General features: G+C 68.0%; 15 protein-coding genes and 1 pseudogene. 13 read left to right on the forward strand and 3 right to left on the reverse strand.

Going from position 1 to position 14,820, the window contains the following annotated elements; all coding sequences use genetic code 11:
- On the reverse strand, positions 1 to 253 hold a 253-nt coding region (locus AC1DWT_RS43605; protein WP_477925546.1), incomplete at its 3' end, for a PTS sugar transporter subunit IIB.
- 166 nt (positions 254 to 419) lie between these two features.
- Between AC1DWT_RS43605 and AC1DWT_RS43610 the strand changes: the two genes are divergently transcribed.
- From AC1DWT_RS43610 to AC1DWT_RS43645, 8 genes and pseudogenes are all read left to right on the forward strand, one after another.
- Positions 420 to 1,667, forward strand: a complete 1,248-nt coding sequence (locus tag AC1DWT_RS43610; RefSeq protein ID WP_206012819.1) for a PTS transporter subunit EIIC — start codon at positions 420 to 422, stop codon at positions 1,665 to 1,667.
- A gap of 2 nt (positions 1,668 to 1,669) precedes the next feature.
- On the forward strand, positions 1,670 to 1,939 hold the full coding sequence (locus tag AC1DWT_RS43615; protein ID WP_206012818.1) for an HPr family phosphocarrier protein: 270 nt from the start codon (positions 1,670 to 1,672) through the stop codon (positions 1,937 to 1,939).
- Entirely contained in the window at positions 1,939 to 3,618 is a 1,680-nt protein-coding gene (gene ptsP / locus AC1DWT_RS43620) for a phosphoenolpyruvate--protein phosphotransferase (protein WP_477925549.1), read from the forward strand. Before AC1DWT_RS43615 ends, ptsP begins: the two co-directional genes overlap by 1 nt.
- Complete coding sequence (locus AC1DWT_RS43625; protein WP_095865738.1) at positions 3,615 to 4,799, forward strand: N-acetylglucosamine-6-phosphate deacetylase; 1,185 nt, start codon at positions 3,615 to 3,617, stop codon at positions 4,797 to 4,799. Before ptsP ends, AC1DWT_RS43625 begins: the two co-directional genes overlap by 4 nt.
- The gene (gene nagB / locus AC1DWT_RS43630; RefSeq protein ID WP_072946011.1) at positions 4,787 to 5,566 is read left to right on the forward strand and encodes a glucosamine-6-phosphate deaminase; all 780 of its coding nucleotides are present in this window, start codon (positions 4,787 to 4,789) and stop codon (positions 5,564 to 5,566) included. Before AC1DWT_RS43625 ends, nagB begins: the two co-directional genes overlap by 13 nt.
- Positions 5,567 to 6,280, forward strand: coding sequence for a copper homeostasis protein CutC (locus AC1DWT_RS43635; RefSeq protein ID WP_477925551.1), 714 nt, complete (start codon positions 5,567 to 5,569; stop codon positions 6,278 to 6,280).
- Positions 6,281 to 6,367: 87 nt separating this feature from the next.
- Positions 6,368 to 7,692 (forward strand): annotated as a pseudogene (locus AC1DWT_RS43640) (HNH endonuclease signature motif containing protein).
- A 36-nt stretch (positions 7,693 to 7,728) separates the two neighbouring features.
- Positions 7,729 to 8,220 (forward strand): pyridoxamine 5'-phosphate oxidase family protein, encoded by a 492-nt coding sequence (locus AC1DWT_RS43645; RefSeq protein ID WP_072946019.1) that lies wholly within the window; start codon positions 7,729 to 7,731, stop codon positions 8,218 to 8,220.
- Between the two features lie 27 nt (positions 8,221 to 8,247).
- On the opposite strand, the gene AC1DWT_RS43650 is transcribed toward AC1DWT_RS43645, so the two are convergent.
- Positions 8,248 to 8,688 carry a nucleotidyltransferase family protein gene (locus tag AC1DWT_RS43650; RefSeq protein WP_241031285.1) on the reverse strand — a complete coding sequence of 147 codons (441 nt, stop codon included), beginning with the start codon at positions 8,686 to 8,688 and terminating at the stop codon, positions 8,248 to 8,250.
- 96 nt (positions 8,689 to 8,784) lie between these two features.
- Here AC1DWT_RS43650 and AC1DWT_RS43655 point away from each other — a divergent pair, with 96 nt between their 5' ends.
- From AC1DWT_RS43655 to AC1DWT_RS43675, 5 genes are read left to right on the forward strand one after another with little or no spacing between them, the layout of a single operon-like run.
- Positions 8,785 to 10,287 carry a CoA-acylating methylmalonate-semialdehyde dehydrogenase gene (locus AC1DWT_RS43655; RefSeq protein ID WP_206012817.1) on the forward strand — a complete coding sequence of 501 codons (1,503 nt, stop codon included), beginning with the start codon at positions 8,785 to 8,787 and terminating at the stop codon, positions 10,285 to 10,287.
- Positions 10,288 to 10,297: 10 nt separating this feature from the next.
- The gene (locus tag AC1DWT_RS43660) at positions 10,298 to 11,461 is read left to right on the forward strand and encodes an isobutyryl-CoA dehydrogenase (protein WP_477925552.1); all 1,164 of its coding nucleotides are present in this window, start codon (positions 10,298 to 10,300) and stop codon (positions 11,459 to 11,461) included.
- Positions 11,458 to 12,519, forward strand: coding sequence for an enoyl-CoA hydratase/isomerase family protein (locus AC1DWT_RS43665; RefSeq protein WP_477925554.1), 1,062 nt, complete (start codon positions 11,458 to 11,460; stop codon positions 12,517 to 12,519). Before AC1DWT_RS43660 ends, AC1DWT_RS43665 begins: the two co-directional genes overlap by 4 nt.
- 33 nt (positions 12,520 to 12,552) lie before the next feature.
- Positions 12,553 to 13,452, forward strand: a complete 900-nt coding sequence (gene mmsB / locus AC1DWT_RS43670) for a 3-hydroxyisobutyrate dehydrogenase (protein WP_072946029.1) — start codon at positions 12,553 to 12,555, stop codon at positions 13,450 to 13,452.
- Positions 13,449 to 14,225, forward strand: a complete 777-nt coding sequence (locus AC1DWT_RS43675; RefSeq protein ID WP_072946032.1) for an enoyl-CoA hydratase — start codon at positions 13,449 to 13,451, stop codon at positions 14,223 to 14,225. Before mmsB ends, AC1DWT_RS43675 begins: the two co-directional genes overlap by 4 nt.
- Before the next feature lie 57 nt (positions 14,226 to 14,282).
- On the opposite strand, the gene AC1DWT_RS43680 is transcribed toward AC1DWT_RS43675, so the two are convergent.
- On the reverse strand, positions 14,283 to 14,816 hold the full coding sequence (locus tag AC1DWT_RS43680; RefSeq protein ID WP_477925557.1) for a MarR family winged helix-turn-helix transcriptional regulator: 534 nt from the start codon (positions 14,814 to 14,816) through the stop codon (positions 14,283 to 14,285).
- Positions 14,817 to 14,820 lie beyond the last annotated feature (4 nt).

The raw sequence follows: 14,820 nt of genomic DNA on the forward strand, positions 1-14,820 counted from the left end.
GGACGACGCTGCCCGCCTTCAACACCCCGTGGGCGCCTGCGGCCTTGAGCGCGGCCTCGTCGACCTTGGCGCCGTCCTTGACCTCGGTGCGCAGCCGGGTGATGCAGGCCTCGATCTCGACGATGTTGTCGGCACCGCCGAGGCCGCTGATGATTGCGTCCGCTTTGGACATCGGTTCTCCCTCGTAGTTCGTGTTTGCGCTGCAGGTGATGGTGAGGAATGAGTTAGCTGGATCACATTTGCCTGTTGACATCCTGTGCTCACCTGGTCAAACTAGCAACTGGTTATGACCGGACAGTACCCGTTGGGGGTGCTGGTCCACAATAGTTTTCCCGAAGCCGTACGACGCGCTCGCCGCCACCGGTTTCGGGACTCACCAGACGCCGATTCGGCGACCGACGCGCACAGAGAAGGCCGATATGACTGTCGTAGACAGCCCGAAAAAGGAATCAGCGGTGTTTGCCGGGTTACAGCGCCTCGGGCGCAGCCTGATGCTGCCGATCGCGGTACTACCCGCGGCAGGCATCCTGCTGCGACTCGGCCAGGACGACCTCCTCGGACGATTCGACTCGATGCACACCGCCGCGTCCGTCATCTCCGCGGCCGGCCAGGCCGTATTCACCTGGCTGCCCCTCATCTTCGCTGTGGGCATCGCCATCGGCTGGGCCAAGAAGGCCGACGGTTCCACCGCCCTGGCCGCCGTGGTCGGATACATGGTCATCAACGGCGTGTTCGAGGCCATGTCCCCGGTCGTCCTGGAAGGCAAGACCGATCCGAACGGCGACCAGGCGCTGATCAACTACGGTGTCCTCGCGGGCATCGTGATGGGTCTGCTGTCCGCCATTCTGTGGCAGCGGTTCTACCGCACCAAACTGCCCGACTACCTCGGATTCTTCAACGGCCGCAGGCTCGTTCCCATCCTCACCGCCGTCACCGGTCTCGTCGTCGGCGTCCTCATGGCGTTCCTGTACCCGGCGTTCAACTCCGCCCTGACGTGGGTGGGCGAGACGGTCGCCGAGAACTCGGTGATCGGTGGCGGCGTCTACGGCATGGCCAACCGCCTGCTCATCCCGACCGGACTGCACCACATCCTGAACTCCACCGTGTGGTTCCTCGTCGGCGACTACCAGAACGCGAGCGGAGAACTCGTCCGCGGCGACCTCAACCGGTTCTTCGCCGGCGACCCGAGCGCCGGCATCTTCATGACCGGCTTCTTCCCGATCATGATGTTCGCGCTTCCCGCTGCAGCACTGGCGATCTGGCGCAACGCCCGGCCCTCGCAGAAGAAGGTCGTGGGCGGCATCATGCTGTCCACCGCGCTGACGGCGTTCCTCACCGGGATCACCGAGCCCCTCGAATTCGCGTTCATGTTCGTCGCCTGGCCRCTGTACCTGATCCACGCGTTCCTCACCGGCACCTCGATGGCCCTGGTCAACGCGCTCGGCATCCATGACGGATTCACGTTCTCCGCAGGCTTCTTCGACTACGTCCTCAACTTCGGCAAGGCCACCAACGCGTGGATGCTGATCCCCATCGGGCTCGGGTACGCGGTGATCTATTACGTCCTGTTCAGCTTCGTCATCAAGAAATGGAACCTGCGCACTCCCGGCCGGGAGGACGACGCGGACACCAACACCGACACCGACACGGAAAAGGCAGGTCAGTGAGCATGGCTTCACGAACGGTCCTCATCGGTTCGAAGGTGGGCCTGCACGCCCGCCCCGCCGCGAAGTTCACCCAGGCCGCCGCGGCCGTGCCGGTCCCGGTGCAGATCGCCGTCGGCGAGTCGGCGCCGGTGGACGCGGGCAGCATGCTCGCGGTCATGACCCTCGGCGCCGCATTCGGTACCGAGGTGACGATCACCGCGGAAGGGGAGGGCAGCGAGGACGCCCTCGACCGCCTCGCCGACCTGCTCGCCTCCGACCTCGACGCCGCCTGATGCCGACGACCACGGAACAGGTAGTGCACGGACTCGGGGTGAGTCCGGGGCTGGTCTGCGCGCCCTGGCTCGCGTTCGGGACGCCGGTCGAGACGTCCGCCGAAGACCCTGTCGGCGAATCGGTCCCAGCGGAGATCGCCCGGGTGCGGGACGCCCTCGCGACGGTGTCCGGCGACCTCGAGGCCCGCGCCGCGCAGGTGGACGGCGTCGCGTCCGAGATCCTGCTCGTGTCGGCGGCGATGGCCCGCGACCCGGGAATCGTGTCCGCCGCCGAGGAGAACCTTCGCGGCGGCATGCCGACGGCGCACGCCGTGAGCGTCGCGTTCGAGGGTTACTGCGTCACACTCGAGGCACTCGGGGGGTACATGGCCGAGCGCGTCGCGGACCTGCGCGACCTCGGACATCGTGCGGTCGCGGTGCTGTCGGGAGTGCCGATGCCCGGAATCCCCGACCCCGGATATCCGTTCGTTCTCGTTGCCCGGGACCTGTCGCCCGCGGACACCGCGATGCTCGGCGGCAGCGACGTGGTGGGCCTGCTCACTGCGGAGGGCGGGCCCACGAGCCACACTGCGATACTGGCGAAATCGCTCGGCCTGCCCGCGATCGTGAACTGCGCCGACCTCGACCGATTGATCGAGGGGAGACCGGTGGTGCTCGACGGCACCACGGGCGAGGTCGTCGTCGACCCCGGCGAACGTCGGCAGTCGGAGGTGTGGACGCGGATCGCCGAGGCCCGGGCGCGGGTCGCGGCCACGAGTGGGYCGGGCCGCACCCGGGACGGCGCACCGGTCGGGCTGCTCGTCAACATCGGCACCGTCGACGACGCCGTGCGCGCCGCCGCCGCGGATTCGGAGGGCGTCGGACTGTTCCGCACCGAGTTCCTCTACCTCGGCAGGCAGACCGCGCCCACCCTCGACGAGCAGATCGCCACGTACACCTCCGTGCTGGAGCGGTTCGCCGGACGGAAGGTGGTGGTCCGGACACTCGATTCCGGATCCGACAAACCGCTGCCGTTCCTCGATCTGGGCGCCGAGGAGAACCCGGCACTCGGTGTGCGGGGGCTGCGGGTCGGCACCGTCTTCCCGGAGGTCCTGGCCACCCAACTGGAAGCGCTCGGCGTGGCGGCCTCCGCTACCGGCGCGGACCTGTGGGTGATGGCCCCGATGGTCGCCACGGCGGGAGAGGCGGAGGGATTCGCTGCACTCGCCCGTTCCCGCGGCATCGCGAAGGTCGGGGCGATGATCGAGATCCCCTCGGCGGCACTGCGCGCCCGCGATCTGCTCGAACATCTCGACTTCGTCAGTATCGGAACCAACGACCTGAGCCAGTACACGTGCGCCGCCGACCGGATGGCCGGCGGCCTCGCCGCACTGCTCGACCCGTGGCAGCCCGCGGTCCTGGACCTGATCGGCTTGGTCGGTGCGGCCGGAGCGGAGGCGGGCACACCTGTCGGCGTCTGCGGGGAGGCCGCGTCCGATCCAGTGCTGGCGCCCGTGCTGGTCGGGTTGGGCGTCACGAGCCTGTCCATGGTGGCCCCATCGCTGGGCGCCGTCCGTGCCCGTCTGGCCGTCACCGACCTCGACCGGTGCCGGGAGATGGCCGTCGCCGCGCGCAGCGCACAGTCACCGCAGGCCGCACGGTCGGCAGTCGCGGCTCTTGCGTCCGGGGCACCCCGATGATCCTGCGGGGCAGGGCCGTCGTGGAGGACGGCGTCCTCGCCGACGGCGTGGTCGTCACCGACGGCGACCGAATCTCCTGGGTCGGTTCCGCGTCGCAGTACCGCGGGCAGGTGCCGCTGCCGGACCCGACTTCGTCGATACTGCTGCCGGGCCTGATCGACCTGCACTGCCACGGCGGCGCAGGCGCAGGCTTTCCGAACGCCGACGCCGACGGGGCGAGGCTGGCCGCGGACCATCACCGCGGGCACGGCACCACCGGACTGCTCGGGAGCCTGGTCTCGGCGGGGGAGCAGGATCTGCTCCGGCAGGCCGGAATCCTCGCCGACCTGGTGGAACGCCGTGACCTCCTCGGGATCCACCTGGAGGGCCCGTTCATCTCCGGTGCCCGCTGCGGTGCGCAGGATCCCGCGTCCGTGGTGCCCGGCGACCCCGGCCTGTTCGAGCGGATCTGCGACGCCGCGCGTGGCACCGTCCGGTCGATGACGCTCGCACCGGAGACCGCGCACTTCGGCGAGCTTCTCACCGCGATGCGCCGGCGCGGCGTGTTACCGAGCCTCGGCCACACCGACACCGATGCAGCGACGACGTCCGCACGGATCGCCGACGCCGCCGGCGGGCCGCTGACCGCCACACACCTGTTCAACGCGATGCCGCCGCTGCACCACCGCGCGCCGGGGCCGGTGGCCGCGTTTCTCGCCGCAGCCGGTCGCGGCGACATCGTCGTCGAATTGATCGCGGACGGAGTGCATCTCGCGCCCGAGACCGTGTCGATGGTGTTCGACGCCGTCGGACCGGACCAGATCGTCCTCGTCAGCGACGCCATGGCCGCCGCCGGTGTCTCGGACGGCGACTACCAACTCGGGCCACTGGACGTGCGCGTCTCGCACGGGGTGGCCCGGCTCGCGACCGCCGACGGATCCGAGGGGGCCATCGCGGGCGGCACCGCACGACTGCTGGATGTCGTGCGCACCACCGTTGTCGACAGCGGCGTCGGACTCGTCGACGCCGTCGCGTCCGCCACCAGGACCCCGGCCCGGCTGCTCGGCCTGGAATCCGAACGCGGCACCCTGGCCCCGGGCCTCCGCGCAGATATCGTCGTGACCGATCACCAACTGCGCCCGCGTGGCGTGTTTTCCGGCGGAATGCCCGCCGGAACGGAAGGACTCGCATGGAAATCGTAATCCGGCCGACGCCGTCGGAGGTGAGCACGACCGTCGCGGACATCGTCGAGAGGTACGTCCGACGCGGTCCGGCGACACTGGGCCTCGCCACCGGGTCGTCCCCGCTCGGAAGCTACCGCGAACTCGCGCGACGGCACCGCGAGTCCGGGCTGGACTTCACGGACGCGCGGGCCTTCCTCCTCGACGAGTACGTCGGGCTGCCGAAAAGTCACGATCAGTCGTACTTCTCGGTGATCCGCTCGGAGTTCGTCGACCACGTCAACCTCGATCCCGAGCGGGTGCTCAGCCCGAACGGCGAATCGCCCACCATTGCCGAGGAAGGCGCACGATACGACGCGGCCATCGCCGAGGCGGGTGGCGTCGACGTGCAACTGCTCGGCATCGGAACCGACGGCCACATCGGGTTCAACGAGCCGGGTTCCGCACTGACCTCACGCACCCGCGTCAAGACCCTCACCGAGCAGACCCGACTCGACAACGCGCGGTTCTTCGACAGCGTGGACGACGTCCCGCACCACGTCCTCACCCAGGGGCTGGGCACCATCAGCGAAGCCCGGCACCTGGTGATGATCGCGTTCGGCAAGGGCAAGGCCGAAGCGATCGCCGCCGCCGCCGAAGGTCCGCTCGCTGCGTTCTGCCCGGCGTCGGTGATGCAACTGCACCCGCACGTGACCGTCGTCATCGACGAGGCCGCGGCGAGCAAACTGCAACTCGCCGACTACTACCGGTACGCACTGGAACACAAGCCTTCCTGGCAGTTGTTCTAGATGGCACCCGTACTCGAACTGGCGGTCCAGGACGTCGCGGGCGCCCGGATCGCACGGCGCGCCGGAGCAACGCGTGTCGAGTTGTGCACCGCACTCGGCGCGACCGGCGGACTGACACCGAGCATCGGCATGATCGAAGCCGTTGTGGCCCAGGGGATCGCGGTACACCCGCTGATCCGGTGCCGGCCCGGCGGATTCGCCTACGACGCCGACGAGATCGCGGTCATGGCCCGCGACATCCGTGCCGCGGYGGGCGCGGGCGCATCCGGCGTCGTCGTCGGTGCGCTCACGCCAGGCATGGCCGTCGACCGCGACGCGCTGGCCCGCCTGCTCGACGGCATCGACCCGTACGCGGTGGAGGTGACGTTCCATCGTGCGATGGACGTCGTCGACGACAGGGCGACTGCCCTCGATGCGCTCGCGCGGTCGGGCATCATCCGCGTCCTCACCTCGGGCGGAGCGCCCCGCTGCATCGACGGCCTCGACGCCCTGTCGGCCATGGTCGCCCACGCACACGGGCGGATCCAGGTGATGGCAGGTGGCGGGATTCGCGTCGACGACATCGCCGCGGTCGCGGGGACCGGTGTCGACGCCGTACACCTGTCCGCCCGCCGCACCGTCGCCGACAGCGGCGGTCCCGGCGGTGGGACCGGCGATTACGACGCCGTCGACGAAACCCTCGCCATCGCAGCCGCTGTGGCACTGGGTATCTGAACTTTCGGCCATTGCCTGTGGTCCGGTCAGGCTGCTAGAGTCGAACAAAGTTTCGAACAACCTCGGGGGAGGCTGGTCGTGGGGGATGTGGGGGCACCGGATCTGGAGGAGTTGCGGGCGTTCACGGCGCGGTTGCGGTGTGTCGGGCCGTGTGGTGATGCCGGGTTGGGGATCGAGTGGCTCGATGCGGTGGAGTCGTTGAAGTCGGTGGGGTGTGCGGTGCAGGCGGTGGCCGCCGATGATGTCGCCACGTGCATGCGGGAGGACCGCAAGGCCCGGCGGTTGCCGCGGGCGGAGTGGGACCGCGGGCGGAGTGGGACCGCGGTATCGCCTCGCAGATTGCGTTGGCGCGCAGGGAGTCCCCGAACCGCGGCGGGCGGCATCTGGGGTTCGCTCGGGCGGTGGTGCACGAGATGCCGCACACGTTGGCGTTGTTGCGGTCGGGCCGGTTGAACGAGTGGCGTGCCACGCTGCTGGTGCGGGAGACAGCATGTCTATCGGCGGCGGATCGTGCGGTGGTGGATCGCCGGTTGTGTTCGGACCCGAACATTCTCGACGGGGTCGGGGACCGCGGCCTGGTCGCGAAGGCGAAGGCCCTGGCGGTGGAACTCGACGCCGCCGCGGTGGTGGCCCGGTACCGCAAGGCCGTCTCGGAGCGGCGGGTCACGACGCGGCCGGCGCCGGATTCGATGGCGTATCTGAGTGTGCTGCTGCCCATGGAGCAAGCAGTGTGCCTACACGCCACATTGGGGCGGGATGCGGACAGCCTCATCACCGGGGAGAGCGGTGGCCGCACCCGCAACCAGCTGATGGTGGACCTGTTGTTCGACCGCGGCACCGGGGCATCGGTCGCCAATGGTGCCGGTGGCGGTGAACCTGGTGATCTCCGACGAAGCACTGCTGGCGGGTGAGAACGAGGCGGCGGACCTGGCGGGGTTCGGGCCGGTGCCGGCGGGGATCGCCCGGAAACTGGTGGCGGACGCCCTTGATGGGGAGACCGAAACCACGTTGCGGTTGATCTACTCGTGCCCGGTGTCGGGGTCGTTGACGGCGATGGAATCGCAGGCGCGGACGTTCCCGAAAAGCCTTGCGAAGCTGATCGATCTCCGGGACCGGACGTGCCGGACGCCGTGGTGTGATGCGCCGATCCGCCATCACGATCACATTCTCTCGCGCCGCAAGAAGGGTGCCACCACGGCACACAATGGGCCGGGTTGTGCGCGGCGTGCAACTACGCGAAGGAGGGCGACGGCTGGACCGCGCGCCCCGTCAGGAGGCATGGCCGAACGCATCTCTTCGACCTCGGTACCCCGACGGGGCATCACTACCGGTCCGCGGCCCCACGACTGCCGTCCGCGGCGCGTCGGTCGGAAATCGAAGCGATCCTCATCGCACAATTGCGGGCGTCTTGACCCGGCGGCCATGGGATTCGTCGTAGGGTCGTGTGCATGGCCAGCTGGAATGAGTTCGCCGAAGCTGCTCCGCGGATTGCCGCTATCTTCTCCCGCAGGCACGCGGCGACCAAGAACCTGTGCATGCTCGGCACGCTTCGCTCCGACGGGTTTCCGCGGATCAGCCCGGTCGAGCCGAGATTTTTCGAGAATCAGTTGTGGATCGCCGGAATGCCGAACACGACGAAGTTCCGTGATCTGGCACGGGATCCGCGCTTCTGCCTGCACACGGCGACCGTCGACACCGAGGTGAAGGAGGGTGACGCAAAACTGTGGGGTGTCGTCGACGACGTCCAGGACAAGGCCCTGCATCAGCGTTTCGCGCAGGCACTGTTCGACGAGACCGGGTTCGACATCCGGGGGCAGGAATTCGATCACTGCTACCGAGCCGACCTGATTGGCGGCTCGGCGGTGGAGGTCGGCGACGGCCACATGGATATCACCATCTGGAAACCGGGCAAGCCCGAGCACGTCGTGCGAAAGCACTGACTGCTTACTCCGGCCACGGCACCACGGTCAAATGGGGCCATTCCTTCTGCCACCGGGCAGCTTTGGATTCGTACACCTCACGCGGAGCGAGGACGGGATCGTGCAGTCGGTGAAGGGTGTCGAGGGCACGCCGAAGTGGTTTTCGTACCAAATATGCACACGCGCTTCGTTTCTGACTTCGACGCGCACATCGAGGTCGCCGAACAGTGCGTCGGCTCGGCGGATGACGTCGTCTTCGGCGTCGTGGCCGAGGTCGGTGTCGTCGAAGTAGAAGAGGTCGTAGTCGTTGATCCCCGACTGCGGGTCGCGGCCGTCGAGGTGGTTCCAGACCGTCTGGAATACGGCGCCTGCGGTGAGGTACCAGTCCGAGAGGCCGAGTTGGGGTGCACGGTCCAGGATCGTGGTGATGTACGGGTTGGTCTGCAGGATGCGGAGGAAGTTCAGCTCCTCGGGAGAGTGAATCTGCATGTTCCGATCGTATGATGGACATACATGGACATCCAACTATAGGATGAGCACATATTCGGAACTCCCTCATCATCGAACAAGGAACGGGTTCGCACAATGGTTCAAGAGCTATCCCACTTCGTCGGCGGCAAGCGCGTCCCCGGTGCCTCCAACAAGTTCGGCGACGTCTACGACCCCAACACCGGTGAGGTGCAGGCGCGTGTGCCTCTCGCCGACAAGGCCGAGACGGAGGCGATCATCGCGAACGCGGTAGAAGCTCAGCGCGAATGGGCGCTGTTCAATCCGCAGAAGCGGGCACGCGTCCTGATGAAGTTCCTCCAGCTCGTGCAGGAGGAGATGGATTCGCTGGCGCGCCTCCTGTCGTCCGAGCACGGCAAGACGATCCCCGACGCGAAGGGCGACATCCAGCGCGGACTCGAGGTCATCGAGTTCGCCCTCGGCGCTCCTCACCTGCTCAAGGGCGAGTACACGGAATCCGCCGGAACCGGGATCGACGTGTACTCCATGCGTCAGCCGCTCGGCGTCGTCGCCGGCATCACACCCTTCAACTTCCCGGCCATGATCCCGCTGTGGAAGGCCGGTCCCGCGCTGGCCGCCGGCAACGCCTTCATCCTCAAGCCGTCCGAGCGCGACCCCTCGGTGCCGCTGCGCCTGGCCGAACTGTTCCTCGAGGCCGGTCTGCCCGCCGGTGTGTTCAACGTGGTCAACGGTGACAAGGAAGTGGTGGACGTCCTGCTCACCGACGACCGCGTCAAGGCTGTCGGGTTCGTCGGGTCCACCCCGATCGCGCAGTACATCTACGAGACCGCCGCGGCCCACGGCAAGCGCGCACAATGCTTCGGTGGCGCGAAGAACCACGCGATCATCATGCCCGACGCCGACCTCGACGAGGTGGCAGACGCCCTCATCGGCGCTGGTTACGGCTCCGCGGGTGAGCGGTGCATGGCCATTTCCGTCGCCGTGCCGGTGGGCGAGGAGACGGCGGATGCGCTGGTCGCGAAGCTGACCGAGCGGGTCGGCAAGCTCACGATCGGCCGCAGCGACGACGAGTCCGCCGACTTCGGTCCGCTGGTCAGCAAGGACGCCCTCGAGCGGGTGAACAACTACATCCAGATCGGCATCGATGAGGGCGCGGAGGCCGTGATCGACGGCCGCGGCTTCATCCTCGAGGGCCACGAGAACGGCTTCTTCGCCGGCGCGACCCTGTTCGACAAGGTCACCACCGACATGCGCGTCTACAAGGAAGAGATCTTCGGACCCGTCCTGCTGGTTGCCCGCGCGGCGGACTACGAGGAGGCGCTCCGCCTGCCCACCGAGCACGAGTACGGCAACGGCGTCGCCATCTTCACCCGCGACGGCGACACGGCCCGCGACTTCACGAACCGGGTGAACGTCGGCATGGTCGGYGTCAACGTGCCGATCCCGGTACCGATCGCGTACCACACGTTCGGCGGCTGGAAGCGTTCCGGCTTCGGCGACCTGAACCAGCACGGTCCTGACTCCTTCCGCTTCTACACCAAGACCAAGACCGTGACGCAGCGTTGGCCCTCGGGCAAGAAGGAAGAGACCAACCACTTCGTCATCCCCACCATGAACTGAACGGATCTCCATGTTCACCTTGACCGATGACGAGCGGGCGATCAGTGACACGGCCCGTGATTTCGCGGCCGAGCATCTGGCGCCGCATGCGGTGGAATGGGATCAGGCCAAGCATTTCCCCGTCGATGTGCTGCGGAAGGCGGCCTCGCTCGGGATGGGCGGGATCTACATCCGCGAGGACGTGGGCGGCTCCGAGCTGACCCGGGTCGATGCGGCCCGCATCTTCGAGCAGTTGGCGAAGGGCTGTCCGTCGATCGCCGCCTACATTTCCATCCACAACATGGTCACCTGGATGATCGACCGGTTCGGCACCGAGGAGCAGCGCCGCGCCTGGGTGCCGGGGTTGTGCGCGATGGATCAGCTGGGCAGTTACTGCCTCACCGAACCCGGCGCCGGCTCGGATGCGGCGGCGCTGAGCACCAGGGCGGTCCGCGACGGCGACGACTACGTGCTCAACGGGGTCAAGCAGTTCATTTCCGGGGCCGGCACCTCGGAGGTGTATGTGGTGATGGCCCGYACCGGGGAGGGCGGGCCGCGCGGGATCTCGGCGTTCATCGTCCCGAAGGACTCGGCCGGGCTGTCGTTCGGGCCGAACGAGGTGAAGATGGGCTGGAACGCCCAGCCGACCCGGCAGGTGATCYTCGAGGATGTGCGGGTGCCGGCGGGCAACCTGCTCGGCGACGAGGGCGGCGGGTTCCGGATCGCGATGGCCGGCCTGAACGGGGGCCGGCTCAACATCGCCGCCTGCTCGGTCGGTGGGGCGCAGACCGCGTTGGATAAGGCGGTGGCGTATCTGGCGGACCGSAAGGCGTTCGGGTCGTCGTTGCTCGACTCGCAGGCGTTGCAGTTCCAGCTGGCGGACATGCGCACSGAGCTGGAGGCGGCCCGCACCCTGTTGTGGCGGGCGGCGGCCGCGYTGGAGGAGGGTGCCCCGGACGTGGTGGAGTTGTGTGCGATGGCGAAGCGGTTCGCCACCGACACCGGGTTCGAGGTCGCGAACAAGGCGCTGCAGCTGCACGGCGGGTACGGCTATCTTGCCGAGTACGGGATCGAGAAGATCGTCCGCGACCTGCGGGTGCATCAGATCCTCGAGGGYAGCAACGAGATCATGCGGGTCGTGATTGCCCGCAGCGTCATCGCGGGCGCGGGACACGGGAAGCAGGGAGCGGCATGACAGACACGGTGGACGAGGTTCTGATCGGCAAGAGCGGCGGTGTGGGCCGGATCGTGYTSAACCGSCCSAAGGCGATCAACGCCCTCAACCACGCCATGGTCCAGCAGATTGCGGCGGCACTGGAGTCGTGGGCCGGGGACGACGAGGTGGCGGCGGTGCTGATCACCGGCGCCGGGGAACGCGGCCTGTGCGCGGGCGGGGACATCGTCTCGATCTACCACGACGCCAAGGACGGTGGCACCGGGTCGCGGGAGTTCTGGCGCGACGAGTACATCCTCAACGCGGCGATCGCGAACTACCGGAAGCCGTATGTGGCGATCATGGACGGCATCGTGATGGGCGGCGGGGTCGGGGTGTCGGCGCACGGGAGTGTGCGGATCGTGACCGAGCGGTCGATGATCGGGATGCCCGAGACCGGGATCGGGTTCGTTCCCGACGTCGGGGGCACGTTCCTGYTGGCCCGGTCCCCGGGAGAGTTGGGCACCCACATCGCGCTCACCACCGCCCGCCTCAGTGCGGGGGATGCGATCGCGTGCGGGTTCGCCGACCATTTCATCCCGTCGGAGAAGATCGAGCAGTTCGTGCAGAAGTTGACGGACACGTCGGTGGAGGAGGCGTTGGCGGAGTTCACCGAACCGGCCCCGGAATCGGACCTGSTGGCGCAGCRGGSSTGGATCGATGCCGCGTATTCCGCGGACAGCGTCGCCGAGATCGTGGCCCGSCTGCAGGGCAGTGGGGTGCCGGAGGCGGCGAAGGCGGCCGGGCAGGTGCTGTCGAAGTCGCCGACCGCGTGCGCGGTCACCCTGGCGTCGCTGCGCCGGGCCCGGGCGGCGAACAGTCTCGAGGAGGTCCTCAACGAGGAGTTCCGGGTGTCGGTGGCCTGCCTGGGTTCGGCCGATCTGGTCGAGGGGATCCGGGCGCAGGTCGTCGACAAGGACCGCAACCCGCACTGGTCACCCGCCTCCATCGACGACGTGACCGACGACGCCGTCGCAACATTCTTCACCCCCCTCGGCGACCTCGAACTCGGCCTCACGGCCCCGCAGCCGCAGCACTGAACCATCAGCCACACGCGTCCAGGAGGGACTGCTATGAGCACTACCGTCGGATTTCTGGGACTCGGCCACATGGGTGGCCCCATGGCGGCCAACCTCGTCAAGGCGGGACACACGGTGGTCGGCTTCGACCTCGCCCCCGCCGCACTCGAGCAGGCAGTGAAAGACGGTGTCACTGTCGCCGATTCGGCCGTCGATGCCGTACGCGAGGTGGACGTCGTGATCACGATGCTGCCGAGCGGCAAGCACGTTCTCGGGCTCTACGCGGAGATCCTGCCCGCCGCGAAACCGGGGACCCTGTTCATCGACTCGTCCACCATCGACGTGGCGGACGCCCGGGCCGCGCACGACGAGGCCGTCGAGGCCGGACACCGCTCGGTGGACGCACCCGTCTCCGGTGGCGTCGTCGGCGCCACCGCGGGAACTCTCGCGTTCATGGTCGGCGGCACGGCGGACGACTTCGAGGCCGCGAAGCCGCTGCTCGACGTGATGGGCAAGAAGGTCGTCCACTGCGGCGACCCGGGCAACGGTCAGGCCGCGAAGATCTGCAACAACATGATCCTCGGTGTGTCGATGATCGCCGTCAGCGAGGCGTTCGTCCTCGGCGAGAAGCTGGGCCTGAGCAACCAGGCCCTGTTCGACGTCGCATCCAACGCGTCGGGTCAGTGCTGGGCGCTCACCACCAACTGTCCTGTGCCCGGACCGGTTCCGACGAGCCCGGCCAACAACGACTACCAGCCGGGCTTCGCCGCGGCGCTGATGGACAAGGATCTCGGTCTCGCCGCGAACGCGCTGAAGACCAACGGCGTCGAGGCCGAACTCGGGCTCCGCGCCGCCGAACTGTACAGCCGGTTCCATGCCGCCGGCGGTGGTGGCCAGGACTTCTCGGCCATCATCAACGACATCCGCGAACGTTCCACCGAGGGAGAGCAGTGACCGACTTCGAGACCATCCTCCTGGAGCGCAAGGGCCGGGTGGGGATCATCACCCTCAACCGTCCGAAGGCGCTCAACGCATTGAACTCCGAGCTGATGCGCGAGGTCGTGTCGGCGGTCGAGGAGTTGGAGAAGGATTCGGAGATCGGAGCCATCCTGATCACCGGCTCCGACCGGGCCTTCGCGGCGGGCGCCGACATCAAGGAGATGCAGCCCAAGTCGTATATGGACGTCTACCTGGACGACTTCTTCGCCGCGTGGGATCGCCTCGCCGCGGCCCGCAAGCCCACCATCGCTGCCGTCGCGGGCTACGCCCTCGGCGGCGGGTGCGAACTGGCGATGCTCTGCGATATCCTGATCGCCGCCGACACCGCGAAGTTCGGTCAGCCGGAGATCAAACTCGGTGTCATCCCCGGCATCGGCGGCTCCCAGCGACTGACCCGCGCCGTGGGCAAGGCCAAGGCCATGGAACTGTGCCTGACCGGCCGGAACATGGACGCCGAGGAGGCTGAACGCGCCGGGCTGGTGTCGCGGATCGTGCCCGCCGCCGACCTCCTGGACGAGGCGCTGCAGACGGCGACCACCATCGCCGAGATGTCCCTCCCGGTCGCGATGATGGCGAAGGAAGCGGTGAACCGCTCCTTCGAAACCACGCTCACCGAGGGCGTCCGCTTCGAGCGCCGGGTGTTCCACTCGACGTTCGCCACCGAAGATCAGAAGGAAGGGATGGCGGCGTTCGTCGAGAAGCGTTCGCCCGTCTTCAAGCACCGCTGAAAGCCCTGAAACGACTGTCGCCCCGCACCGGACCAGGTGCGGGGCGACAGTGGTGCTTCACCACTTGGTGGGCGCGTCTCCGGTGTCGAAATCGCCTGCCTCGCGGCGCAGTTCGGCGAGGATGGCGACCAGTTGTTCCAGCTTGTCACCGGACACGCCGGGGCGGGAGAACACCTGGGCGTTGAGCCGCTCGGTGGACTCGACTGCCAGTTTCCTTCCCGCGTCGGTGATTTCGATCAGCGTCGCCCGACGRTCGCTCGGATGCGGAACACGCCGCACGAGATTCGCCGTCTCGAGCCGGTCGACGGCGTTGGTGACGCTCGTCGGGTGAACCTGAAGGCGCGCGCTGRCCTTCGCCATCGGGAGTGCGCCGGTGCGCGTGAACGTCAGCAGTGTCAGCAATTCGTACCGGGCGAACGTGAGCCCCGACGGTTTGAGCACCTCTTCCACCCGCGCGATCATGATCTGATGGGCGCGCATCACCGAGGTCACCGCGGCCATGCCGTCGGCAACGTCACCCCAGCCGTGCTTGGTCCACTGCCGGTGGGCCTCTTCGATGGGGTCGAGATGAAGTGGTGACGGTGGTGGCATGCGT

The sequence above is a fragment of the Rhodococcus sp. P4_B6 genome (genome assembly GCF_056402215.1).